Below are 22,240 nucleotides of genomic sequence, written 5' to 3' on the forward strand. Positions count from 1 at the left end.
CCGGCTTGCGCCGGGAACACGGATCAAAGTAAGGGCCACTTGTCATAGTTTTTCCACGATGCCATCCGCATCGTCGGCATTCCTCAACCAGTTCGGATATCCTCGTGATCAATCGTCGTCATGCGCTCGGCCTGCTTACTGCGACCACGCTGTTGCCCGCGCGCGCCCTTGCCAACGTCTCCTATCAGCGCAGCGAGTTTCGCGACGATCTGGCCAAGCGCTTTTTCGATCTCGGCACGACCGGCACCTTCGTTGGCTACAAGGTGGATGATTACCTGATCATCGCCAGCGACAAGGTGCGCTCGGGCGAGGGCAGGCTACCGGCCTCGACGTTCAAGATTCCGAATTCGATCATTGCGCTGGAAACTGGCGTGGTCGAGGACCCCGACAAGGACGTCTTCAAGTGGGATGGCGTAAAGCGCAGCATCGAGCCCTGGAACAAGGATCACACGTTGCGCTCGGCGATCGCGGCCTCCGCAGTGCCGGTCTATCAGGAAATTGCCCGGCGCATCGGGCAGGAGCGCATGCAGAAATATGTCGACCTGTTCGACTATGGCAACCGCGACATCGGCGGCGGCATCGACCAGTTCTGGCTGACCGGCAACCTGCGCATCGACCCGATCCAGCAGATCGATTTCGTCGACCGGCTGCGGCGCGGCGTGCTGCCGGTCTCCAAGCGCAGCCAGGAATTGACACGCGACATTCTTCCCGTGACGAAGGTCGGCGACGCCACCATCCGCGCCAAGAGCGGCTTGCTGGGCGCCGAGCAAGGCAAGCCGTCCTTGGCCTGGATGGTCGGTTGGGCCGAGAAGGGCAGCCAGCAGACGGTGTTCGCCATGAACGTGGACTGCAAGGAGCAAAGCCACATCGCCGCGCGCATGACGGTCGTGCAGCAATGCCTAGCCGATATCGTGGCGATCTAACCTAACTCGCTGCTAGCGCCGGTTGAGCGCCAGCGAGACCGCCGTGACGTTGGTGCCCTGGGGCTGGATCGACACCGTCTGCCTGCCGCCGCGGGTGGTCAGCGACAGATGGGCCGAAAAATTGTCGCCTCGGGCGGCAGCCTCGACATGATCGCCGGCGGCGCGCCCGGTAAGCGTTCCGGAAGCGTTGCGGCTCGCTTCGCTCCATGAGCCCGAAATCGCGCCGCCACGGTATTCGACTTCGCTTGCGAGATCGAAATTGTAACTCTGGCTCGCGCCTCTCAGATTGAGTTGAAGCTGATCGCCCCTTCCAGCGACGTCGTACGACGCGCGGCAGCGCAATTGCTCGCTTTGTCCGTCACTGGTGCTGAGCACGCCGCCGCCCGACCATGTACCCGCCATGGCGGCGAAGGGCGAGGCGGATGCGGCGAGCGCTGCGCTGCCGGTCAGGCTGAGCGATGCCAAGAGAAGCGCTGCTCTCGTGAGACTGGATCCGTACATCTGATTGCCTCCTTCGGTTTGGCAACTAACGTCCAAACCAGCAGCGGGTTCATGGTTCCGCCGTCGGCACGCTTTGAAGGCGAGGTTCCGTTGCCTGAGATTGCAGCAATGCCTCTCCGATATCCGGACGGAGCAATCGCATATGCGGTCATTCTGCTGGTTCGGTAGCTGATCGGTCCACAAGCCCGGCCGTGACGCGAAGAAGCTGCTCGCAAAGAGCCTGAAAATGCCGGTTGCATTTTCAGTCAGGCTCTAAGGGCAGGTACGACTACCCGAGCTTCAACAACGCCTGCAGGAAGTCGCTCACCGCTTTCCGCGCTTCCTGCGCGGTGGCCGGGTTGCCGCCGACGTGCGGATTGAGCGCGATGCAGGCATCCTTGTAGGTGAAGGGCGCCTTGGTGTCGTCGTTCATCAACACGCCGCCTTCGCCTTCCTTGAGGCGACAATTGCGCGCGGTTTGCGCATTGGCGGAAACGGCAAGCCTGCTGACGCCGAGCAGGCCGACGTCGAAGCCGTGCGGCGAATCCGGATATTCGGTCAGCACGACGTCGCGCTTGGCTTCCTGCAGGCGGACGAGATAGGCCTTGCAGCTTGCGACGGGATTGTAGTCGTCGGGCGTGCCGTGAAAAATGCGGATCGGGCGCGCCACGACGTCGGTGTCGGTAGCATAGGTCGTGGAGCAATCCGGATAGAACGGAATATAGGCGGCGAATTGCGCCCCGGACTTGTTCCAGAGCTTGTGGAAGCGCTCGAGGCTGGCGTAGAGCGTGGCCTGTCCGCCGCGTGAAAATCCCATCAGCACGATGCGATCAGGGTCGACGCGCGGATGCTTGGCAAGAATATCCAGCGCGCGGTAGATGTCGACGATGAAGTTGAGCCGGCCTAGCAGGGCCTGGTTCGGGCCGACCATCGTCAGCCCGCGCCCGCTGAAGCCGTCGATGACGAAGGTCGAAATCCCCATTGCATTGAAGTGGCGCACCCACGGATCCATCGCGGCGCCGACGCCGCTCGAGCCGTGCATCAGTACCACCACGGGGAGTTTGCCGGTGCCTTGCGCGATGCGGAATTGGCCGGCGACGGTGACCTGCTTGCCGTTGGTATCGCCGGTCAAAAATTGCTGGTCGGAAATCGTCAGCGACGGGATCGCGTAAATCTCGGTGCGCGCGGCGACGTCTTTCGGGATCGATTGCGCTGACGTTTCGATGCAGGTGAATAGCGTAGCGGTACAAAGAATCGCAGCTCCCGCTGCGACGCGCCAACCCGTCAGCATCTGTTTCCCCCAATATTGGCCGTCCTGCGGCAGCCTTAGGGAGACTACATCAAGCTACAGATCGGCTGTCAATTCGAAGGCTTCCCGATCCGGCCCAGATGCGTGAAACCAAAACCGGTGGCGTATTTCAGCCCGTAGCCCAGCGCGCGGTCGAAGCCGATATGGGCCAGCCAGATCATGGCGATCGAGAGTGTGAGCGGCGCGGCAGTGGCAAATCCGGTCGTCATGATCGCCATCGGCGCGAGGTAGCTGTGGGCGGTGTTGTAGACGAGGGCGCCGGTTCGCGGTCCTCCCAGATAGGCGGCAAAGCTCAAGTCCGGCACGAAGAACAGCAGGGCGTAGACCCACCACGATCCGTCCCAGATATAATAAAGCAGCGTCATACCGATAAAGAGCGCTAATCCCTCCAGCCGCAGCACCGTTCGCGCACCCCCTGTAACGGCGCCCGAGGTGTCGGCGCTTGCGGTATCGGTCATTCCGTTCCCCATAGTCAGGATGCGCATATAGGGGGCGCCGGACCGCGGTACCAGAGGCGGGATGAGGGTGTTTCCGCTTCCGAAAATGCCGTGTTAGAAGGCCTTCAAATCGTTACTCAAAAGGCGGGCGGAAGCAGCATGAAGGATATCCTGGACACCCTCGAAGAACGGCGCGCCGGCGCCAAGCTGGGCGGCGGCGAAAAGCGCATCGAGGCGCAGCACGCTCGCGGAAAATTGACCGCGCGGGAGCGCATCGAGCTTCTGCTCGACAAGGGCTCGTTCGAGGAGTTCGACATGTTCGTCGAGCACCGCTCGACCGAATTCGGCATGGAGAAGACGAAGGTGCCGGGCGATGGCGTCGTCACCGGCTGGGGCACCGTCAACGGCCGCAAGACCTTTGTGTTCGCCAAGGATTTTACCGTGTTCGGCGGCTCGCTGTCGGAAACCCACGCGCTGAAAATCACAAAGCTGCAGGATATGGCGATGAAGGCGAGGGCGCCGATCATCGGCCTCTACGATGCCGGCGGCGCGCGCATCCAGGAGGGCGTGGCGGCGCTCGCAGGCTATTCCTACGTGTTCCGCCGCAATGTCATTGCCTCGGGCGTGATCCCGCAGATCTCCGTCATCATGGGGCCATGCGCCGGCGGCGACGTCTATTCGCCCGCCATGACCGACTTCATCTTCATGGTGAAGAACACCAGCTACATGTTCGTGACCGGACCCGACGTGGTGAAGACCGTCACCAACGAGGTGGTCACGGCCGAAGAACTCGGCGGCGCCTCGGTCCACGCCACGCGCTCCTCGATCGCGGACGGCGCGTTCGAGAACGACGTCGAGACGCTGTTGCAGATGCGCCGGCTGATCGATTTCCTGCCCTCCAACAACACCGACGGCGTGCCGGAATGGCCGAGTTTTGACGACATCGGCCGCGTGGACATGTCGCTGGACACGCTGATCCCGGACAATCCGAACAAGCCCTACGACATGAAGGAGCTGATCCTCAAGGTGGTGGACGAGGGCGACTTCTTCGAGATCTCGGAAGCGTTTGCGAAGAACATCGTCACCGGCTTTGGCCGCATCGCCGGCCGCACCGTCGGCTTCGTCGCCAACCAGCCGATGGTGCTGGCGGGTGTGCTCGACAGCGACGCCTCGCGGAAAGCCGCGCGCTTTGTCCGTTTTTGTGATGCCTTCAACATCCCGATCGTGACGTTCGTCGACGTGCCGGGCTTCCTGCCGGGCACAGCTCAAGAGTATGGCGGCCTGATCAAGCACGGCGCGAAGCTGCTGTTCGCCTACTCGCAATGCACGGTGCCGCTCGTCACCGTCATTACGCGCAAGGCCTATGGCGGCGCCTTCGACGTCATGGCGTCCAAGGAAATCGGCGCCGACATGAACTACGCCTGGCCGACCGCGCAGATCGCTGTCATGGGCGCCAAGGGCGCCGTCGAAATCATCTTCCGCAGCGACATGAACGATCCCGAGGCGATCGCCAAGCGCACCAAGGAATACGAAGACCGCTTCCTGTCCCCCTTCATCGCCGCCGAACGCGGCTATATCGACGACGTCATCATGCCGCATTCGACCAGGAAGCGGATTGCAAGGGCGCTGGCGATGCTGAAAGACAAGAAGGTGGAAATGCCGGCGAAGAAGCACGACAATTTGCCGTTGTGAGGGCACGCAAATGCCGGCCGACATCGAGTTCGATTTCCATATTGACATCGATCGACTGGTACGGGCGATGGATACGCCAGATGATGTTGGCACAGTCTTACGGGTCCATCTTGAGCTTGAACGCGTATTAGATCACGTGATTGGCAAAATACTGCCAAAACCGGAGAAAGCTCAGTGGCGGTGGGGTGATTAGCGCAGCAACCCACCGGCCGAACCAACCGCGCGTTGAGAGTTTGGTACGTTACGCTGCGCTAACGAACAGTTCGAAAACTCAGGACCGCGCCCCCTTTTCGAGAAATGGCCGCCAGGAGAGCGCTTCCCTCCTGGCTTCGCTAAAATCGCCATCCTCCAGAAGCCTGCCGACGCATCTGAGGTATTCGCAAAGGAATGACGCATCCGGCAACTGGTACACGTGCTCGTTCGGGACCCACAGTTCGAATTTCCTGGCTGAGCTCAATACAGACAGCAGTGCAGGCTTGAGATCAGGCACACTGTCCGGCCACCCTGACGACGCGGTCCGAGTCCTGATGCTCTCTGAAAGACTGCGAAACTTCCAGCCGAGGCTGCGCAGCTCGGAGGCTTTCTTCTCGTCCGACCTCCGGCTCAGCCATTCCAGCGAGACGCCGGCGACAATTCCGGTCAGGAAGACCAGCGCGAGTTTGAACCAGGGCTGTTGGCCCAGCGCCAGGAAGTAACTGAAAACGGGCGTGGCCATCGCGTCACGAAAGGCCGCTGTGGCCATACCCTCAGGATCGGAGAAGATGTTTTCCTCCAACCATTTTTTGACGGCAGGCGCGATCAGCGGGACGAGCAGAACACCCCAAATCCCGAACAGAAGCTTTTTGAGCCACCTGGACATAGGGCTCTATTGTCTAGCATGCCGGCGCAGCGATCCAGCCGAATTAGAGGCCAAATCATTCCAGCCACCGCCGGAAAACCCAAGTGCGGCTGCCGCCTGCCGCAGCGCATCTTGCCTCTCCTCCTGAACTCAACCCCCGGGCCAATAGTGCGTGGGGCGGGTTGGGCGGAGCCGTTACCCGCCGCCTACGTGACTGGCAGATTGGCGGATTACGCTAACGCTGATCCGCCCTACGAGTTCTGACGAAGCTTACGAGCTCCGCCTACGCCGCCTTGTGCTGCTGCTTCATGAACTCCGTCGCGCGCTTCTTGAGTTCAGTCGGCGATACGTCCTCGATGTGGGTGCCGATGTGCCAGCTATTGCCGGCCGGGTCCTTCACGCCGCCGCTGCGGTCGCCATAAAATTGATCCGCGGGCTCCATCAACGATGTTGCGCCGGCCTTAAGCGCCTTCTGATAAACTGCGTCGACGTTGGGCACGTAGAGATACAGCATGGTGGATGTCGGTTGTGCACGCTCCGAGGAGTCGGAAATCATCACGATGGAATCTCCGATTTTGAACTCCGCATGCATGACCTTGCCGTCGGGCCGCATCATCGGCTCGAATACTGGTTCGGCTCCGAAGGCCTCCTTCATGAAGCGAATGACCTTCTCCGCCCCATCGACGACGAGATAAGGCGTGACGGTGTGAAATCCCTTGGGAACCGGCTTTACCTGTGTTGCCATGGCTGTCTCCTCTGGTTTGATGGATTTAAATCCATGCAGGACGGCCCAGCCCGCTTATTGTTTTGCCCGCGATGTTCGATCCAGTCTTTGAGCAAAGTGTGGCGGCTGCGGTCCGCGCACTCGTGGTCGCGTCAACGTGTTCCGCTGCCAAGTTCCCCTAACTGGCGAAGCTAGCTCGGCAAGGGGGATTATATACTTTGACCACAGGCCCCCAAAGGTAGTTCGGCAAGCGCGGACAGTGCTTCGGCACTGGATGCTGGCGCGCCAGAGGTTATTTTTTCTGCCCCGGTTTGTAGGGGTTGTCAGCTTCGTCCCCAAATAGCCCTGCCCATAATCCAAGCGGAGTTGGAGTTGTGGGACTGGACGCCTTTTTTGAGTGCAGAAGTAGCGGAGTGGATTCTGGAAGCGCTAAATTCTTCAGACTGACGCTGGGCTTATTCAGCAAGCCGAGAATGCCCCCGAAATTCTGGTTCTTTGCGTTATGTCGCCTCATCCAAGCTTTGTGGGCTGCCGTTCGCGCGCCATGCCTCTTCTTGCTCATTATTCCAACGGAATGGAGGCAGAGCGATATGTATTTCCATTGGGGGTCGAAGGAAGCGGTTGGAGCAAGTTTCCGCTTTTGGCCTCTTGGGAATGCCATTTTCGCCAATTCATCTGCGATGATGGAATGATCGAAGCTAATCAGCCGCTTAGTATGAGCAAACCTGTTCCGAACATTCCGGATGATGTCCAGGTTGGCTCGGATTTGCTCATCTAAGAGGCCGAGATAATTCGCGAACTTTATCTTTCGGTCGAAAGAACCTAAGGGGCCTTCCTTGTCCGAGAGTATCGCCTCCCATTCTTTTTGCGATATCTTGCGCAGGCGGGACTTGATCAACAATTCCAATTCATGCTCGACGGTTAACGCGCCAATGATGCCATATGAAATGGCAATGGGTGGTTTGAGCAAAGCGTCGAGCATGGCGCTTCGTTCTTCGAGGGAAAGTTCGCGTGTTAAGAGATCGCGTTTCTCTCTGGTTTTTTTGCCCCTGTTTCGCGACATGAGTTCTCCATGAACAAAGAGAAAGATGACAAGTACGGCGAGAAAGAAGCCCAAGCCCGCTTTGAGGCAGCATTGCGCGGCGCGCTCAAGACGCCCCACGCGCCTTAAAAAAAGAAACGCGATGCGAAAACTAAACGCCGCCCGATAAAGAAAAAACCAAACACCGGGATTGATTGAGCTCCTCTGCCAGTGCTTTATCCCAGCCAAGCAGGGAGGGCACAATATGGCGGAAGATGCAAAGGCGCCGGAAGAGCAAAAAACTGACCCAGAAGCAGCGCCAGTTCGTTGCAGATTGGGTGTTTTCTAAGGGCGGGACCCCGGCAAAGGGGTGTGCAGTCTGTGGCGCGGTAAAGTGGGTTGTCGGCGAGTACATTGTCGCTCCAGTGCGACTGCAGGGCGCGTCAGTGATGCTGGGTGGCGGGTCGCTCTACCCTCTCGTTCCGTTGATCTGCGGAAATTGCGGAAATACTCAGTTTTTGAACGCAGTCATAATGGGCCTCAAGGAAGATGGAGGCGAATCGTGACTGTAGAGGGGGGCATTTCAACTGCTGCGCCGCCAACCCATTTCGTCACACACGAAACGCAGGTTATTGACCACTGGATAAGCGATGACCAACTAATGGCTCTTTCAAGGGGTGGGAAGGACAAGTCATTCGATGTTGCGCTCGCCGCAAGCGGTGCCTCGTTGGGTTTTCTGCAGAACTTCATCACTATCGTTTCAGAGGTCTCCGCAAGCAAAGCGTTAGCTGCCGCTCAGCTCAGTGGCGCTTTTGCATTCGCTATTGCCGTTACAATAGCCGGTTTTTCCTTTTGGTCCCACTTCTCAACAAAAGCTAACGTTGATGATCTCGTTAACAAGATCAAGTCTCGCACCCATGCGAGGGTACCTAGCCCAGCGACAGAGGGATAGCTGGCTGTTTTGTCTGCCGCCTACGAAACGGCTATCGTTCACTCCTCTTCGTCCCTTATGCGCTGCTCGCCCTCGCGCAGCCGCTGGGCGATTGCCTTTCGCCTTGGGATCAGCGCGGCTTCGTCGGCGAGCCGTTGCGCAAGGTCGGAGTGATATTGCTGTACGACGTCGAGGACCGCTTCCTTGGCGAGTCTTCGGTGGTACTCGGCCAGGAATTTGTGCAAGTCAGCAAGCTGTTCGTCATCCATTTCTATCGCGCCTCAGCCGCGATATCGGAGTATACAGCAACCCGTTGATCCCGCACAGCTTGCACCATCCCAATCTCGGTGGGGGTCACCACCCGGCCGGGCAAAGTGGCGGCCGCGGCACGCTGAAGTCGGCACCCGGCTGTCCTTTAACTGTTTGTTAACCATGATCCCCCTAACTTAGGGGGACTATCCGGTCATCATCAGACGATTCCAGCGCGGTTCGTTCGAGGAGAACAGCCGATGTCCGTTGAGATTCTGACCTACGCAGCCCTGGGCGCGCGCCTGAACATCTCGGCCGCGGCCGCCCGCTCGCTCGCCAGGCGGCTCCGATTGCCGCGTTCGCTTTCCGATGATGGGAAAGCCCTGGTGAGCGTCGATCTCGCCGAAGTCAGGCATACGCCACACCCACCGGGCGGTCACCGGGCGGGCGAGGCCGCTCAGTTGAGGGCAGTCATCGCGACGCTGCAGGCCGAGGTCGCGCGGCTGGAGGCCAGGGCCGCCGGTCACCGCGCGGACTTCGAGCACGAACGCGAGCGCGCCGATCGCCTGATCGCTGAGCTGCTACAGGCGACGGCCGAGACCAAAGCCGCCGGGGAGGCAACGGCGCGGCTCGAGGGGGAGGTGGCAGCTCTGCGGACCGCTCTCCGAACTAGCAGTTCGAACGAGAATCACGGACATTCTGCACGCCGGGTGGGGCATCTGGCTGCGAGCTTGGTGGAAGCAGACCGCAAGGCTGCTCGTGGGTAACAAATCTCTTCCTATTCCGCGGTTTGGCGGAGCAACCGTGGGGCAAAAATGGGTGGCACTGATATTCGCGAGTTGAGGGCGCGCATTATCGTGTTCGGGGTGGGCGGTGCCGGCGGCAATGCCGTCAACAACATGATCGACGCGGGGCTTGAAGGCGTCGAGTTCATCGTCGCCAATACCGACGCCCAGGCGCTCACCAGTTCGAAAGCCAGGCGCGTCATCCAGATGGGCACGCAGGTGACCGGAGGCCTTGGCGCCGGCGCGCAGCCCGACGTGGGGCGTGCCGCAGCGGAAGAGACGACCGACGAGATCCGCGACCATCTGACCGGCGCGCATATGGTGTTCATCACCGCCGGCATGGGCGGCGGCACCGGCACGGGGGCCGCGCCCGTCATCGCCAGGATTGCGCGCGAGCTCGGCATTCTCACCATCGGCGTCGTCACCAAGCCGTTCCAGTTCGAAGGCCAGCGCCGCATGCGCTATGCCGAAGCCGGCATTGCGGAACTGTTGAAGGCGGTCGACACGCTCCTGATCATCCCGAACCAGAACCTGTTCCGGGTGGCCAACGAGAAGACCTCCTTTGCCGATGCGTTCGCGATCGCCGATCAGGTGCTCTATTCGGGCGTGGCCTGCATCAGCGACCTCATCGTCAAGGAAGGCCTGATCAATCTCGATTTTGCCGACGTTCTCTCGGTGATGCGCGAGAAGGGCAAGGCCATGATGGGCAGGGGCGAGGCTTCCGGCCAGAAGCGCGTGCTGAACGCTGCGGTAGCTGCGATTTCCAACCCGTTGATCGAGAATCCCTCGATCAAGCGCGCCAGCGGCCTCATCGTTTCCATCACCGGCGGCCGCGACCTGACGCTGTTCGAGGTCGACGAAGCCGCCACCCGCATTCGCGACGAGGCCGATCCGGACGCCAACATCATCGTCGGCGCGACCTTCGATGCCAGCCTCGAAGGCATCGTCCGCGTCTCGGTGGTAGCGACCGGCATCGATAATCTCGACGTGGCAGGCCAGACGCAAGCCGCGGAAGGCCTGCTCACGGACCTCGCCGGCAGGCTGAGCAACGACCGGCGCCGCATCGCCGAGCGCAGCGTACCGCCGCCGCAATTCGCCAGTCCGCCTTCGCTGATTCCGGCACGCCACCTCGAAGGACGGCCGCCGATCGTCGAACAGGCACGGCACGTGGCGCCGCAGCGCCTCGATCCGTACGGCCGCGCCTCACCCGCGCGCAACCCGATCGAGGAACAGGTTCTGGATATCCCGGCATTTCTGGGCGGCAAGGGCAACTGACTGGCGTAAGCGCCAACCCGCTTCAAGGTGGGCAGACCGCCGCACCGCGACTTCAACAGGTCCGTCGTCGAGGCCCCCAAGGCGATGGCTGAAGGGTTTTGCCTAGAATCGGTCCCACACTTTCCATTCTCCAGCCTTGCTTTGGTCAAAACGGCGGGAGGAAGTGTCCAGAATTCGACGACCGTCGATTCAGGTGATCGCAAACCGGGCAGGAGGCGCTCATGGATACCGCGGTAAATACCAGGCAAACCGATCCACGCGATGGCAATCCGGGACTGTCCACGCAAGACGTCGAGCTGGTCGCGCGCGCCGATGAACGGCTGGCGCATGCTTATGAAAAGATCGCTCGCGCGGATGAACAGCTCGCGCTCGTCAATGAACAGATTTCCAGGCTGGAGAAGAAGCCCGTAAACGGGGTTCGTCGGCCATCACGCGGCAGGCCGGCGCTGCGCGGCTTTATCGGCCTGCTGTTGACAGCGGGTATTTGCCTCGCTGCTTTCGCTTCGCAATCCTATGGCGAGGCGGCGAGGCTGATGATCGCTCCGTGGGTACCGCAACTGGCTCCGGCTTCCTCGTTGCCATCGGAAACACCCAAGCTCGCCGCCCAGCAGAGCGAGCCTGCCGTTCAGGTGGCTGCGGCGGATGCAGCGGTTTCGCAATTGCCGGCTCAGACTGTAGCGCAAGATGCGGCAGCCGCCCCGATCCCTCCCGAGGTGACACAGTTGCTCGAAACGATGGCGCGCGATCTTGCCAACATGCAGCAGGAGATCGAACAGCTCAAGGCTGGCCAGGAAGGATTGGTCCGCGAAAATGCCAGCACCGCCGAGCAGCTCAAGGCAAACCAGGAGCAAATGGCGCGCTTGATCGCCACCGCCGCAGCGCAGAAGCCGCGGCCCGGAACATCTGCGGCGACATCACCTAATCCGCCAGCGCCGCTCGCCGCTGCGCCTTCGCGTAAGCCCGCGCCGACGCTTCCACCGACACAAGCCAGAGCGCAAGCGCGAGCGCCAATGCAGTTGCAGTCCGGACAACAATAACTTTCGGCGTTGGCAGAAGGCTTGTCTTTGCCGGGAGAGGGGCAACCCGACAGTGGGAAGTCGGGCGGAGTGTGTTCACTCTGCCCAAGGAACGACTTGTTCCACCAGGGCTTCGATCCTAGATAGCGGACGGTGCCTTCGATTTTGGATGGCCGCATGATCATGAAGATCCTGCTGCTGCTCGTTCTGTCCATGGTTGTCGTCGCGCGGGAGGCGACAGCACAGGAACCACAATGCGACCGCGAACGCGCCGCCATGGTGGAAACCATCCGGACCTACGCCCGCTCCGACGCCAGTGTTTTGGGGCGGCAGGGCCCGTCGGAGAGAGTCCTTGAGGCCATCGGGCGAACGAAACGCCATCTGTTCATCCCCGAGCGGTCTTGCTCCATCGCCTATGCGAACAAGCCGGTTTCGATCGGCCACGGCCAGACCATATCGCAACCGTTCATCGTGGCCTTGATGACGGAGTTGGCAGAGGTCGCGCCCGATCATGTCGTGCTCGAGGTCGGTACGGGCTCGGGCTATCAGGCCGCCATCCTTGCGCATCTGGCGCGGAAGGTCTGTACCATCGAGATCATCCCGTCATTGGCCGAGACCGCCACGAAAACACTGCGCGGCCTCGCGTATGAAAACGTGAGCGTCAGGCTGGGCGACGGCTATGCAGGCTGGCCCGAATGCGGTCCTTTCGACGCCATCGTCGTAACCGCGGCACTGGGCCAGGTACCGCCACCGCTGATCGAGCAGCTCAAGGTGGGTGGCAGGCTCGTCATGCCGGTGGGATCGGCCTACACCAGTCAGCAGCTCACGGTCGTTGAGAAAACCGCCCCTGACAAGACGACGTCGCGCGCCGTTGCCCTCGTGCGCTTTGTGCCCTTTACGCGTTCAAAAGAGTAAGAGCCGGTACGGTGGCTCAGATGGAAAATAGCAGGGAGGAGGCCGTGAGCGGTGCAAGGCTAAAACATTACGGCTGGGGCCGCGAAGACGAAGGCATGACTACCGAGGAGCGGGCCTTTGTGCTCGGCCGCTACAGCGAAAAATTTGCGCGCGATGCATTTGAGACAAAAGTCGTCCCGCGTCTGGAGGACCTGACATTGCGCGCGCCGCGCGTGGCGCCACCGGCCTCACTTGCCGCTATTTGCACGAGCGACCGATACGACCGCGCCGCGCACGCCTACGGCAAATCCTATCCGGACTACGTGCGAGCCATGCTCGGCGATTACGATAGCGCGCCCGACGTGGTTGGCTATCCAAGGAACGAAGCAGAGATTGCCGCTGTCATGGACTGGGCCGGCGGCGTCAGCGCGTCGCTGACGCCGTTCGGGGGCGGGACGAGCGTCTGCGGTGGTGTCGAGCCGCGCGTTGACGGTATCAGCTACAAGGCGGCCGTCACACTGGACTTACGCAATCTCGGCAAGGTCGTCGAGGTGGATCAGATATCGCGCGCCGCACTGATCGAAGGCGGTGCCTTTGGTCCGTCTCTGGAGAACCAGCTTAAGCCGCATGGCCTCACGTTGCGTCATTTTCCCCAGAGTTTCGAGTATTCAACCCTTGGCGGCTGGATCGCGACGCGGTCGGGCGGTCATTTCGCCAGTCTCTACACGCATATCGACGATTTCGTTGAAAGCCTGCGCGTCGTGACGCCGCGCGGCACATTGGAAACGCGTCGCTTGCCGGGATCAGGTGCTGGGCCGAGTCCCGACCGCATGTTCATAGGCTCGGAAGGAACGCTCGGGGTGATTTCGCGCGCCTGGATGCGATTGCAGCCACGTCCGAAATTCCGTGCCGGCGCATCGGTTCGTTTTCACTCGTTCTTCGGTGCGGCCCGCGCGCTGCGCGCGATCGCACAGGCCGGCCTCTATCCATCGAACTGCCGCATCCTTGACGCGCAAGAGGCGTTCAACACCGGGGCGGCCGACGGCAGCGTCGCGATCATGGTGCTCGGCTTTGAATCGGGCGACCATTCGCCGGATGCCTGGATGGCACGCGCGCTCGAATGCTGCGCCGACCATGGCGGGACACCGGAGGCGGCAAAGGCCGGCGATTCACATCTCGAAGGCGCGGCAGGAATCTGGCGTAACGCATTCATTCGTATGCCCTATGCGCGCGAGTTTCTGACCCCGGCCGGCATCATCAACGACACCTTCGAGACCGCAATCACCTGGGATCGGTTCGAAAGCTTCCACGACAAGGTGAAGGCGGCGACAGAGGATGCGATCCTTGAGGCGACGGGCGTAAAAGGCGAGGTTACATGCCGCTTCACCCATGTCTATCCTGACGGGCCCGCGCCCTATTTTTCTTTCCATGCGCTCGGCCGCCACGGTGCTCTGCTGGAACAGTGGCAGGCAATCAAGAATGCGGCCAGCGATGCGCTGATCGAGGCAGGCGGGACGATCACGCATCATCACGCCGTTGGCCGTGATCATCGTCCCTGGTACGATCGTCAGCGTCCGGAGCTCTTCGCGGCCGCGCTTCGGGCGGCAAAAAGAGAACTCGATCCGCAAGGCATGCTCAACCCCGGAGTGCTTATCGATCCGTAAGGCTGATCGGCGCGGCAATAAGGAGTGCGCTCTTTGGTCGCGGTACAGGGCTCGGCGGAAGGTCCTATGGTCGCCACGACATGATCCACGTCCTCGACATCGATCCGCGCACCGCGCGACGTTGCTTGCACGCCGGACGCCTCCAAGCAGGAGCTTAGCCGGACGGTAGTTGTGCCGTCCGGATACTCCCTTCCTTCATCAAACAGCTTTGGTGTGAGGCTCTCCCGCGAGGGGAGCCCAAGCAAGGAGGCATGTCGTGAACAACCCCTCTATCCCGGACATCACTCTTCCGGCGTCTGACCATCGCCGCTTGGAACGGCTCGCGCGGGTGGGCGCAGATCAAGGCGACTTGGACGCACGCTTTCTGTTGAGTGAGATCAACCGTGCGGAAATCGTCCCTGATCGCGCAGCCAGATTGGACAACATCGTCACCATGGGTTCGTGGGTGACGTTCTGGATCAACTTGGGCTTCCCTCGCGAGACGAGGCAACTGGTTTACCCCGAAGACTACACGTCCGAGCGAACCCAGATCCCCGTGACGTCACCGTTTGGCGCAGCGTTGGTGGGGCTGAAGGTCGGAAGCGAAATCCCCTTCTTCACCGCTGGGCGCACCAACGTGGTCAGGATCGAACGCGTCAGTCGAGGTGATCCGAATGATGTTGTCAGGGCTCTGTTTAGCAATCCGGTGGTCCAGGGCCAAAAGCTCTTTGATGACGATGATCCAGGACCATCAGCCGCTTAGGAAAGGAGAGCAGGTAATGAGCAAGACCAATCGCAAGAGCAAGCCTGAAATCGTGTTGCCGCCCATCACGGTGATGGAGGATGAGGCCAGGCGTCTGAACGCCCTGGCCAGTTCGAGCGCGGTGCTCTTCCCTCGCGTGGCCCATTTCCTTGCACAGGAGATGGAGCGTGCAAGCGTGGTGGCGGACAATTCCGATCTGCGCGGCGTGGTCCGGATGGGTTCGCAGGTCCGGTACTGCGATGACAAGACCGGTGAAGTCCGCGACGTGGTGTTGGTATATCCGCACGAAGCGGACATAACGCTAAAGCGCGTCTCGGTTCTTACGCCGGTTGGAGCTGCGTTGATCGGCCTGTCGGTTGGCCAGGCTATCGAGTTTCAAACGCCGGGCCACAACAAGCGCTCTTTGAGAGTGCTAGGCGTGTCCGATTGAAGGAGGCGTTTGATATGCGCGACGTTTCAACTAAACAGGCCGCCTTGACAGTCATCGGTATGACTGTCGTTTTGGCTGCCGTGTTCTATCTTGCGACCGTCTTCAATGCTTGAAGGCCCAACCTCCAAGGTGGCCCCTCTCGGTCTATGATTGAGCTGGGGCCACCTTCCACCGCCACCTGCTTCACTCGGCCGCCACGGTGCTCTGCTGGAACAGTGGCAGGCAATCAAGAATGCGGCCAGCGATGCGCTGATCGAGGCGGGCGGCACGATCACCCATCATCACGCCGTTGGCCGTGATTAGGGCCACGAAACTCGCAATTGATCCTGACCGTGCTGTTCGGCTTTAAGCATCCATGACCTACGAACTCGAACGGTTCCCGCCGGGACCGCCATCTTCCGTAAACATGCCGTTGCTTGTCCTGGCTCGGGCATGCACGACCGCGGTATTCATGACTTATCCCGCGTGTCTGAGTTGGCTCATGGACGCTTGGCAAATGACAGCAACCCGGGCCGGTTTGGTTCAGGGGGCATTCACAGCTTCGTTTGCCGTCTCCTTGCTCGTCGTCTCCTTTCTGTGTGACAGGTTCGGCGCAAAAAGTGTGTTCGCCTGGGCGGCTATCTCCTGCGCCGTTTCAGCTTTCCTCTTTGCAGCGTTCGCACGATCTTTCGAGAGCGCACTTGTATGCATGACGCTTTTGGGGCTGGCCCAGGGTGCCACTTACACGCCCGCCATCATGCTCGCTTCGACCAGTGCACCGCCGAATCGGAGGGCTTCGGCTGTCGGATGGATTCTCGCCGGCATGTCAGCCGGCTACGTAGCGTCCATTCTTATTGCAAACGCCATGCTCGCAGTCGCGGACTATCGACTGTCGTTCGCCGTTACGGCTGGCGTCGCGGTTGTCGGCTCGGCGCTCAGCATTGCCGCTACGCGAAACGCACGCGATCAGGTCGCGCAAATGGACCTGGTCAAGACGTCGTACGATCGGTCTTGGAAGCGCCAGGCCCGTCTTCTCACTCTCGGATACATTGGCCATACGTGGGAGCTGTTGGGAGCGTGGGCATGGATCCCTGCTTTTCTGACAGCGTCGTTGCTATCCCAAGGTCGAATGACCGGCATCGAGGTTGGCGTCTGGACAGCGGTCACGCTCCACGTCTCGGGCTTCTTCGGCTCCTTCCTGTCGGGTTACGCAGCCGATCACTTTGGCGCTAAGCCGGTTCTGGTGACGTTTGCACTGGTCGGCGCCGCCTGTTCCCTCGTCATGGGCTGGCTGAGTGAGCTCAACGCTGCGCTATTGCTTGCTCTGGTTTGGATCTACGGCTTCGCGATCATTGGCGACTCATCGGTGCTTTCCTCAGCCATGACCGAGGCAGTGCCTGCATCGCAACTGGGCCGGGCACTTGGCTTGCGATCAATCTTGGGCGTTGGCGCGGGTTCCGTGTCACCCATTGCGTTCGGCATGGCACTCGACATGGCACCCGCTACTGTGTCGTGGGGTCTGGCCTTTTGCACTTTAGCCTTTGGCGGGGCGCTGGCGTTGGCCAGCGCCATAGCATTGCGGAAATGACTCCTATTGGCGCCAACAGCAGCCATTCATTGATCAGAGGTAACGCAAAGGACTGACTTCGAAGGTCGCCATTTGTGCCGCGCGTTGGTGTATTGCGGCAAAGCGGGTGCAATAGGGAACTCGCTACTCACGGATGAGTTTATTCGCAGGGATTCACAGACCTTCAACCCGGAGGGAAGCCATGGAGCATCTGCGCTACCCGAACGAAACCGCCGAGTATCGCGCTGCCAGAAACGCGCTTCTAGACGACGAGATCGCGCTTCGTGCCCATATTGAAGCTGTTGCAGCCAAGCGCCGCGCCTTGCCGCTCGGCGGCGAAGTACCGGAAGACTATGTATTCGAGCGGATCGGCAAGAATGCGGCGCCTGAGAAGGTCAGGATGTCTGAGCTGTTCGGCCCGCATGACACGCTCATTCTGTACAGCTTCATGTATGGACCCGAGCGGGAGCTGCCATGTCCCGGCTGTACGCACCTGCTCGATGGGCTCGATGGCGCGGCAAGGCACATCGGCCAGCGAGCTGCACTTTACATCATCGCGAAATCCTCAATCGCGCGTCTCACCGCGTGGGCTCACGAGCGCGGCTGGGATCATCTGCCGCTGGTGTCTACGGCGGGCAATAGCTACGACGCGGATTATTTTGGTGACACGTCGAAGTTTCCCAAGGGCTTGCGTGCACAGCATCGCGTTCCGGACGGCGAGAACTGGGACGAAACGATCTTCAACGTATTCAAGAAGAATGGCGGAGCAATTCGTCACTTCTGGGGTTCAGAGATGAGCTTCGCACCAACCGAACCCAATCAACATCATCGCGCCGGGGATCAGGTCGACCCCTTGTGGGGTCTGCTCGATATGACCCCCGAAGGCCGCGGAGACTTTTTTCCCAAGGTAAACTACGATTGATCTTCGGCCCCTGTGACCAGCGGAACTTTGTGCCGTCACACTCAAGCTCATGCGCTGGAAAAAGAACGTCGGCTTACCTACATTGACGGCGAGTGATCAAGGGAGCGACACGATGTCGGCGGCACCGGAAGTCAAATCCGCGGACGCAAACGACCGAGCAAACGCGATCAGCACCATTGTGCTCGGCTTTGCGGCCGACCCGATGGCGCGTTGGGCTTGGTCCGATCCGTCCGAATACCTCAGAATAATGCCTCGGTTCGTCAACGCTTTCGGCGGCCGTGCTTTCGAGTATGGCACAGCCTACGTCACTGAAGGGGCCCGCGCCGCCGCCTTATGGTTGCCACCGGGCGTCGAGCCGGACGAAGCAGAAATGGACGCAATCATGGAGGAGTCCCTGCGCCCGGAGATCGCCGGGGATATCGGGGCCATCATGAAAGGAATGGCCGAACATCATCCGCTTGAGCCGCATTGGTATCTGCCTCTTATCGCCGCCGATCCGACCTGGATCGGGCAGGGGCTTGGCACGTTGCTGATGAAACATGCGCTTCGCCGATGCGACGAGGAGGGCATCGCGGCCTACCTCGAAAGCTCGAACCCGCGTAACATTTCGCTCTATGAACGCCATGGCTTCAAGATTGTCGGCAGGATCCAAAGCGGCTCTTCTCCGGTGGTGACGCCGATGCTGCGGCCCGCATCCTGAACGTTCGAGTTGACCGAAACCCTTGAAGTTGGAACGCGACACGTGCGGGCAGGATGTACGCTCCGACGGCCACCCTTTGCCAACGCGCGCGAAGCGCTACGCGGCCTGCTAGTCTACAGCGACCTTCGCATTGACCAGAGGATAGCGCTGGTGAGGAGACGCTGGTAGCGGGCGTCCTGCCAAACTGACGGCTCGTGGCCTAGTGCCGTATAGAACACGCGTCCTTCGCCGTAGAATCGCGTCCATGCGAGAGGCCAACCATAGAATCGTTGATGCACGCCGGCCTTGCCAAGGTCCACCGAGCTTGGGTCGAGGCGCAGGAGCACGCGTGAGCGACGGTAGTCGAAGTCGCTGATCTGGTAGATCTCGTCCTCGACCTGCAACGAATTCCCGAGAAAAGCCACCAGAGGATCGCTGGGATCGACCACCTCGATGGTCACGCTCTGATGCCAGGGATGACCATTGAAGTAGCCGCCGACGAGGTCGAGATAGTCCGGCCAGGTGTAGAATGTGTCCGTCGCCGAATGAACACCGAGGAATCCGCGGCCCGAGCGCACGAAGTCGAGAAGAGCGTTCTTTTGCGCCTCGCTCATCGGCAGTTCTCCTGACGTGTAGAACATCACCGCGGCGTAGCGCCCAAGGTTGTCGGCGGAGAATTCAGACGTGTCTTCCGTTGCCGCGACTTCGAAGACGCCCGAATCGCTTCCGAGCCGGGTCAGGATGGCCTTGGAAAGCGGTATGACATCATGCCGGTAGCCGGCCGAGTGCGTGAAATAGAGGACGCGCTTTCGCGGGGCTTCCGCATGCGCGCCGAGTGGCCGGATGGCCGCCGCGCCGCCGAGGAGCGCGATGAAATCACGTCGCCGCACAATCCCCTCCGCTAAACCCCACCAGCAATGTGTTGAAAGAAGCTTAGCACGGATCGGCGGCACTGGCCCCCCGGGGCATCGCTACTTCCTGCCGTCCAATGCAACGCCCATGGCCAGCGGACGCTATCCATATTTTCGCCGCTCGGAAAATAGCAATCGCGAATGCCTTCCTTCGGGTCGGCCCGCCTGCGAAAGCCCAAACTTCGAGTGCGCCAATCTGTCCCGCCTTGCGGCTATGGCAGGGACGGGACGATGCGCTACGCTCGTTGAAAATCAGGGAGCGAACATGCCAGTGAGAATCATCACCCGCCGTCACTTCATCGCCGCCGGTACGGCCGCCGCCGCGACGCCTTTCCTCGCGCGCGGCGCCTCCGCGCAAGCCGCCTGGCCGTCGCGAAATATCCGCATGGTCTGCAGCTACCCGGCGGGCGGGCAGACCGACCTCCTGGCGCGCGCCTTCGGCGATTTTATCTCCAGGCAGGTAGGGCAGACCGTCTTTATCGAAAACAAGGCGGGCGCCTCCGGCTCGATCGGCGCGGCGGAAGTCGCACGCGCCGCGCCCGATGGCCACACCATCCTGTGCTCCATCTCGACGACCTACGTGATGAACCGGATCATGATGAAGAACCCCGGTTACGACATGGACAGAGACCTGACGCTCGTCAGCATCATCCCGGGCGCCGGGCTGCTGCTGGTCGCGAGCCTGGCGTCCGGCGTCAAGACGCTGGACGATTTCGTCGCGTTCGCGCGCAAGAAGGGCCAGGTGAACTTCGGCACCTATAGCGCCGGCTCGGCCCCGCACATGACCATCAACGAACTCAACAAGCAGTACGGCCTCAAGATCGAGCCGATCCATTACCGAGGCGAAGCGCCGATGTGGACGGGGCTGTTGGACGGCACGCTCGATGTCGCGATGGGCAGCTACACGGCGGCGCAGGCCGTCCTGCAGGGCGACAAAGGCGTCGTGTTCGCGGTGCATTCGAAGAAGGTGAGCGCGATCCCGAACGTCAAGACCCTTCCCGAACAGGGCGCGACATCGAAGTTCTTCACCATCAGCGGCTTCACGGGCTGGGCGGTGCCGAAGGCGACGCCCCAGCCGATCGTCGACCGGCTTTCGGAACTCTGCGTGGCCGCCAACAACGATCCCAAGGTGAAGGAAGTTCTCAGCACCTTCGTGCTGGACCCGGCGCTCGGCTTCAAGGAAAGCAATGCCTTGTATCAGCGCGAATTGCCGACCTGGATCGAGAGCGCGCAGGCCCTCGGCCTTGAGCCGGCGTAAGCGAAGGATGTCGGGTGGGCAAAGGCGCATTGCGCCGTGCCCACCACTACCCGCGGAGTGCTGATGGTGGGCACGGCGCAAGAGCGCCTTTGCCCGCCCACGAAGTCCGAAATCACTTTATCCCCGTGCAACTCGCATAGAACGTCGTCGTTGCCGGCCAGTCCGAGAACATGCCGCGGATGCCGACCTGCTTGGCCAACACATCCAGCACCGTCAGCGTATCGCCGTCACGGTCGACGGCCGATTTGATCGACTTGTGATAGAAGCCGCCGCCCTTGTCGAGCGGGCCGTCGCGTTCCAGCGACCAGCCGATCAGGTCGAGGCCGGCGGCCTTGGCCGCCTTGGCGTATTCGGACGGGACGATTTCCTTTTTGTCGTTCAGCGTCAGCATGGTCCAGATCGGTGGGCCGAGGATTGCGACGCCTTGCGCCTTCAATTCCGTCATCGAGGGCTTCCACGTCTCCGGCTTGTTGGGATCGAGGCCCTGCTTCTGGTAGCGCTCCTCGAGATACACCGCCTGCCTGCCAAATTCCGGCTCGGTCTTCACCCAGTGGAGCACGTCGGCGAGATCAAAGCTTTGCGCGAACACGTCACTCGCCGGAATGCCGGCCTTCTTGTAGGCATCCAGCATCTGGCTCGCATATTTCTCCTGCGTGTAGTCGCCGTCGAACGGCATCGGTACCTCGGGCGCTTTGAGCTCGGGCGTGAATTTGGCGCCGAGACTCTTGATCAGCACGATGCTCTCGTCATGAGTCATCAGCGTGCCGGAGTTCGCATAGAGGTCGGTGCGCCAGCGCGGCGTGCCGTTCTGGTATTCCGCCGGCGTTTTGGCATCCGGATTGAAGCCGTCCATCTTCGCGCTCAGCCGGCGGAATTCGGCAAGCGTGATGTCGCTCGTGCAGCATTTTGCGGAGGCTTTCCTGCCGGCCGCGGGATCAGCGGGGCTGAAGGCTTGCGAGCATTTTGCGGCAAGCTCCGGCACGGTCAGTATGTTGGTCGTGGTGTGCAGGTCGCACTGCGAATGCCGGCACACGAGTTGCCGGTCTTTCGTAAAGGTGACGTCGCATTCGATGATGCCGGCGCCCATCCGGGCGGCGGCGATATAGGACTCCCTGGTATGCTCGGGAAATTCCAGCGCGGCGCCGCGGTGGCCGATGGAGAAGTCGGTCTTGCGAAACGGCCCGGTGCACTGGCTGAGCTGTTGCTTCAGCGGCCCGTCCTTCATCTTGTCGACGAGATAAAACGGCCGCGGCCCGATCTGCGGCTCGCGCGGCAGCACGACGTCCTCGGCCGTGGCGGGAAGGATTGCAGTCAAGAGCCAGAGCGCTGAGACGAGGGGGGAGCGGTGGCGGACGAACATAGGTGGCACCTCGGATAACGCATTGCGCGCGGCCTTGATATCACGGAGCATGTGACAGTTGCGTGTTGGGAGGTGTTGTAGGGTGGCCAAAGCGCAGCGTGCCCACCATCATCAGAATGGGTGCAAGAATGGTGGGCACGGCGCAAGCGCCTTT

25 protein-coding genes are annotated in these 22,240 nt (G+C 61.0%); 15 read left to right on the plus strand and 10 right to left on the minus strand.

Going from position 1 to position 22,240, the window contains the following annotated elements; translation table 11 throughout:
- The first annotated feature begins 104 nt into the window (after window positions 1-104).
- Window positions 105-923 carry a penicillin-binding transpeptidase domain-containing protein gene (locus LMTR13_RS16965; protein ID WP_065728846.1) on the plus strand — a complete coding sequence of 273 codons (819 nt, stop codon included), beginning with the start codon at window positions 105-107 and terminating at the stop codon, window positions 921-923.
- A 12-nt stretch (window positions 924-935) separates the two neighbouring features.
- Here the strand turns inward: LMTR13_RS16965 and LMTR13_RS16970 are convergent, their stop codons facing one another.
- The 3 genes from LMTR13_RS16970 to LMTR13_RS16980 all read right to left on the minus strand — a co-directional run bounded on the left by LMTR13_RS16970 (window position 936) and on the right by LMTR13_RS16980 (window position 3,170).
- Window positions 936-1,424 carry a hypothetical protein gene (locus LMTR13_RS16970; RefSeq protein WP_065728847.1) on the minus strand — a complete coding sequence of 163 codons (489 nt, stop codon included), beginning with the start codon at window positions 1,422-1,424 and terminating at the stop codon, window positions 936-938.
- Between the two features lie 268 nt (window positions 1,425-1,692).
- A complete protein-coding gene (locus LMTR13_RS16975) occupies window positions 1,693-2,694 on the minus strand; it encodes a dienelactone hydrolase family protein (protein WP_065728848.1) in 1,002 nt (333 codons plus the stop codon).
- A gap of 68 nt (window positions 2,695-2,762) precedes the next feature.
- Window positions 2,763-3,170, minus strand: coding sequence for a DUF4260 domain-containing protein (locus tag LMTR13_RS16980; RefSeq protein ID WP_065728849.1), 408 nt, complete (start codon window positions 3,168-3,170; stop codon window positions 2,763-2,765).
- A 138-nt stretch (window positions 3,171-3,308) separates the two neighbouring features.
- Between LMTR13_RS16980 and LMTR13_RS16985 the strand changes: the two genes are divergently transcribed.
- Both LMTR13_RS16985 and LMTR13_RS16990 read left to right on the plus strand, forming a co-directional pair.
- The gene (locus LMTR13_RS16985) at window positions 3,309-4,841 is read left to right on the plus strand and encodes an acyl-CoA carboxylase subunit beta (RefSeq protein ID WP_065728850.1); all 1,533 of its coding nucleotides are present in this window, start codon (window positions 3,309-3,311) and stop codon (window positions 4,839-4,841) included.
- A 10-nt stretch (window positions 4,842-4,851) separates the two neighbouring features.
- On the plus strand, window positions 4,852-5,034 hold the full coding sequence (locus LMTR13_RS16990) for a hypothetical protein (protein ID WP_065728851.1): 183 nt from the start codon (window positions 4,852-4,854) through the stop codon (window positions 5,032-5,034).
- 78 nt (window positions 5,035-5,112) lie between these two features.
- Here the strand turns inward: LMTR13_RS16990 and LMTR13_RS16995 are convergent, their stop codons facing one another.
- The 3 genes from LMTR13_RS16995 to LMTR13_RS17005 form a co-directional block, all read right to left on the minus strand.
- Window positions 5,113-5,700, minus strand: coding sequence for a hypothetical protein (locus LMTR13_RS16995; RefSeq protein WP_065728852.1), 588 nt, complete (start codon window positions 5,698-5,700; stop codon window positions 5,113-5,115).
- A gap of 262 nt (window positions 5,701-5,962) precedes the next feature.
- Complete coding sequence (locus LMTR13_RS17000; RefSeq protein ID WP_065728853.1) at window positions 5,963-6,424, minus strand: VOC family protein; 462 nt, start codon at window positions 6,422-6,424, stop codon at window positions 5,963-5,965.
- 271 nt (window positions 6,425-6,695) lie between these two features.
- The gene (locus LMTR13_RS17005) at window positions 6,696-7,466 is read right to left on the minus strand and encodes a hypothetical protein (protein ID WP_156795653.1); all 771 of its coding nucleotides are present in this window, start codon (window positions 7,464-7,466) and stop codon (window positions 6,696-6,698) included.
- Window positions 7,467-7,986: 520 nt separating this feature from the next.
- On the opposite strand from LMTR13_RS17005, the gene LMTR13_RS40825 reads away from it, so the two are divergent.
- On the plus strand, window positions 7,987-8,376 hold the full coding sequence (locus LMTR13_RS40825; protein WP_156795654.1) for a hypothetical protein: 390 nt from the start codon (window positions 7,987-7,989) through the stop codon (window positions 8,374-8,376).
- A gap of 38 nt (window positions 8,377-8,414) precedes the next feature.
- Here the strand turns inward: LMTR13_RS40825 and LMTR13_RS17015 are convergent, their stop codons facing one another.
- Window positions 8,415-8,624, minus strand: a complete 210-nt coding sequence (locus tag LMTR13_RS17015; RefSeq protein ID WP_065728856.1) for a hypothetical protein — start codon at window positions 8,622-8,624, stop codon at window positions 8,415-8,417.
- A 240-nt stretch (window positions 8,625-8,864) separates the two neighbouring features.
- Between LMTR13_RS17015 and LMTR13_RS17020 the strand changes: the two genes are divergently transcribed.
- The 7 genes from LMTR13_RS17020 (at window position 8,865) to rnk (ending at window position 15,410) form a co-directional block, all read left to right on the plus strand.
- Entirely contained in the window at window positions 8,865-9,371 is a 507-nt protein-coding gene (locus LMTR13_RS17020; protein WP_065728857.1) for a hypothetical protein, read from the plus strand.
- A gap of 48 nt (window positions 9,372-9,419) precedes the next feature.
- On the plus strand, window positions 9,420-10,664 hold the full coding sequence (gene ftsZ / locus LMTR13_RS17025; protein WP_065728858.1) for a cell division protein FtsZ: 1,245 nt from the start codon (window positions 9,420-9,422) through the stop codon (window positions 10,662-10,664).
- Window positions 10,665-10,885: 221 nt separating this feature from the next.
- Window positions 10,886-11,701: a hypothetical protein gene (locus LMTR13_RS17030; protein ID WP_065728859.1), complete on the plus strand. Its 816-nt coding sequence runs from the start codon at window positions 10,886-10,888 to the stop codon at window positions 11,699-11,701.
- Window positions 11,702-11,857: 156 nt separating this feature from the next.
- Window positions 11,858-12,595, plus strand: a complete 738-nt coding sequence (locus tag LMTR13_RS17035) for a protein-L-isoaspartate(D-aspartate) O-methyltransferase (protein WP_156795655.1) — start codon at window positions 11,858-11,860, stop codon at window positions 12,593-12,595.
- Window positions 12,596-12,615: 20 nt separating this feature from the next.
- Complete coding sequence (locus LMTR13_RS17040; protein WP_065728860.1) at window positions 12,616-14,238, plus strand: FAD-binding oxidoreductase; 1,623 nt, start codon at window positions 12,616-12,618, stop codon at window positions 14,236-14,238.
- Window positions 14,239-14,494: 256 nt separating this feature from the next.
- Window positions 14,495-14,980, plus strand: a complete 486-nt coding sequence (locus LMTR13_RS17045; protein WP_065728861.1) for a GreA/GreB family elongation factor — start codon at window positions 14,495-14,497, stop codon at window positions 14,978-14,980.
- A gap of 16 nt (window positions 14,981-14,996) precedes the next feature.
- Window positions 14,997-15,410, plus strand: coding sequence for a nucleoside diphosphate kinase regulator (rnk, locus tag LMTR13_RS17050; protein WP_065728862.1), 414 nt, complete (start codon window positions 14,997-14,999; stop codon window positions 15,408-15,410).
- A gap of 183 nt (window positions 15,411-15,593) precedes the next feature.
- On the opposite strand, the gene LMTR13_RS43160 is transcribed toward rnk, so the two are convergent.
- Entirely contained in the window at window positions 15,594-15,719 is a 126-nt protein-coding gene (locus LMTR13_RS43160; RefSeq protein WP_257784732.1) for a hypothetical protein, read from the minus strand.
- Between the two features lie 46 nt (window positions 15,720-15,765).
- Between LMTR13_RS43160 and LMTR13_RS17055 the strand changes: the two genes are divergently transcribed.
- From LMTR13_RS17055 to LMTR13_RS17065, 3 genes are all read left to right on the plus strand, one after another.
- Window positions 15,766-16,977, plus strand: a complete 1,212-nt coding sequence (locus LMTR13_RS17055; RefSeq protein WP_065728863.1) for an MFS transporter — start codon at window positions 15,766-15,768, stop codon at window positions 16,975-16,977.
- A gap of 181 nt (window positions 16,978-17,158) precedes the next feature.
- The gene (locus tag LMTR13_RS17060) at window positions 17,159-17,878 is read left to right on the plus strand and encodes a DUF899 family protein (protein WP_065728864.1); all 720 of its coding nucleotides are present in this window, start codon (window positions 17,159-17,161) and stop codon (window positions 17,876-17,878) included.
- A gap of 112 nt (window positions 17,879-17,990) precedes the next feature.
- On the plus strand, window positions 17,991-18,578 hold the full coding sequence (locus tag LMTR13_RS17065; RefSeq protein WP_065728865.1) for a GNAT family N-acetyltransferase: 588 nt from the start codon (window positions 17,991-17,993) through the stop codon (window positions 18,576-18,578).
- A gap of 113 nt (window positions 18,579-18,691) precedes the next feature.
- On the opposite strand, the gene LMTR13_RS17070 is transcribed toward LMTR13_RS17065, so the two are convergent.
- Window positions 18,692-19,510, minus strand: a complete 819-nt coding sequence (locus LMTR13_RS17070; protein WP_236843409.1) for a ThuA domain-containing protein — start codon at window positions 19,508-19,510, stop codon at window positions 18,692-18,694.
- A gap of 223 nt (window positions 19,511-19,733) precedes the next feature.
- Here LMTR13_RS17070 and LMTR13_RS17075 point away from each other — a divergent pair, with 223 nt between their 5' ends.
- Window positions 19,734-20,726, plus strand: coding sequence for a Bug family tripartite tricarboxylate transporter substrate binding protein (locus LMTR13_RS17075; protein WP_065728867.1), 993 nt, complete (start codon window positions 19,734-19,736; stop codon window positions 20,724-20,726).
- A 112-nt stretch (window positions 20,727-20,838) separates the two neighbouring features.
- Here the strand turns inward: LMTR13_RS17075 and LMTR13_RS17080 are convergent, their stop codons facing one another.
- Window positions 20,839-22,086 carry a glycerophosphodiester phosphodiesterase family protein gene (locus tag LMTR13_RS17080; RefSeq protein ID WP_065732749.1) on the minus strand — a complete coding sequence of 416 codons (1,248 nt, stop codon included), beginning with the start codon at window positions 22,084-22,086 and terminating at the stop codon, window positions 20,839-20,841.
- Window positions 22,087-22,240 lie beyond the last annotated feature (154 nt).

The sequence above is a fragment of the Bradyrhizobium icense genome (genome assembly GCF_001693385.1).
Lineage (GTDB): Bacteria > Pseudomonadota > Alphaproteobacteria > Rhizobiales > Xanthobacteraceae > Bradyrhizobium > Bradyrhizobium icense.

Excerpts from the sequence above, each read along its gene's own strand:
- LMTR13_RS16970 (WP_065728847.1), bottom strand. The coding sequence starts at position 1,424 with ATGTACGGATCCAGTCTCACGAGAGCAGCGCTTCTCTTGGCATCGCTC.
- LMTR13_RS16985 (WP_065728850.1), top strand. The coding sequence starts at position 3,309 with ATGAAGGATATCCTGGACACCCTCGAAGAACGGCGCGCCGGCGCCAAG.
- LMTR13_RS17000 (WP_065728853.1), bottom strand. The coding sequence starts at position 6,424 with ATGGCAACACAGGTAAAGCCGGTTCCCAAGGGATTTCACACCGTCACG.
- LMTR13_RS17040 (WP_065728860.1), top strand. The coding sequence starts at position 12,616 with ATGGAAAATAGCAGGGAGGAGGCCGTGAGCGGTGCAAGGCTAAAACAT.
- LMTR13_RS17035 (WP_156795655.1), top strand. The coding sequence starts at position 11,858 with ATGATCATGAAGATCCTGCTGCTGCTCGTTCTGTCCATGGTTGTCGTC.
- LMTR13_RS17005 (WP_156795653.1), bottom strand. The coding sequence starts at position 7,466 with ATGTCGCGAAACAGGGGCAAAAAAACCAGAGAGAAACGCGATCTCTTA.
- LMTR13_RS17030 (WP_065728859.1), top strand. The coding sequence starts at position 10,886 with ATGGATACCGCGGTAAATACCAGGCAAACCGATCCACGCGATGGCAAT.
- LMTR13_RS17015 (WP_065728856.1), bottom strand. The coding sequence starts at position 8,624 with ATGGATGACGAACAGCTTGCTGACTTGCACAAATTCCTGGCCGAGTAC.
- LMTR13_RS17055 (WP_065728863.1), top strand. The coding sequence starts at position 15,766 with ATGACCTACGAACTCGAACGGTTCCCGCCGGGACCGCCATCTTCCGTA.
- LMTR13_RS17060 (WP_065728864.1), top strand. The coding sequence starts at position 17,159 with ATGGAGCATCTGCGCTACCCGAACGAAACCGCCGAGTATCGCGCTGCC.
- LMTR13_RS16975 (WP_065728848.1), bottom strand. The coding sequence starts at position 2,694 with ATGCTGACGGGTTGGCGCGTCGCAGCGGGAGCTGCGATTCTTTGTACC.
- rnk (WP_065728862.1), top strand. The coding sequence starts at position 14,997 with ATGAGCAAGACCAATCGCAAGAGCAAGCCTGAAATCGTGTTGCCGCCC.
- LMTR13_RS16980 (WP_065728849.1), bottom strand. The coding sequence starts at position 3,170 with ATGACCGATACCGCAAGCGCCGACACCTCGGGCGCCGTTACAGGGGGT.
- LMTR13_RS17080 (WP_065732749.1), bottom strand. The coding sequence starts at position 22,086 with ATGTTCGTCCGCCACCGCTCCCCCCTCGTCTCAGCGCTCTGGCTCTTG.
- ftsZ (WP_065728858.1), top strand. The coding sequence starts at position 9,420 with ATGGGTGGCACTGATATTCGCGAGTTGAGGGCGCGCATTATCGTGTTC.
- LMTR13_RS17020 (WP_065728857.1), top strand. The coding sequence starts at position 8,865 with ATGTCCGTTGAGATTCTGACCTACGCAGCCCTGGGCGCGCGCCTGAAC.
- LMTR13_RS17075 (WP_065728867.1), top strand. The coding sequence starts at position 19,734 with ATGCCAGTGAGAATCATCACCCGCCGTCACTTCATCGCCGCCGGTACG.
- LMTR13_RS16990 (WP_065728851.1), top strand. The coding sequence starts at position 4,852 with ATGCCGGCCGACATCGAGTTCGATTTCCATATTGACATCGATCGACTG.
- LMTR13_RS16995 (WP_065728852.1), bottom strand. The coding sequence starts at position 5,700 with ATGTCCAGGTGGCTCAAAAAGCTTCTGTTCGGGATTTGGGGTGTTCTG.
- LMTR13_RS17065 (WP_065728865.1), top strand. The coding sequence starts at position 17,991 with ATGTCGGCGGCACCGGAAGTCAAATCCGCGGACGCAAACGACCGAGCA.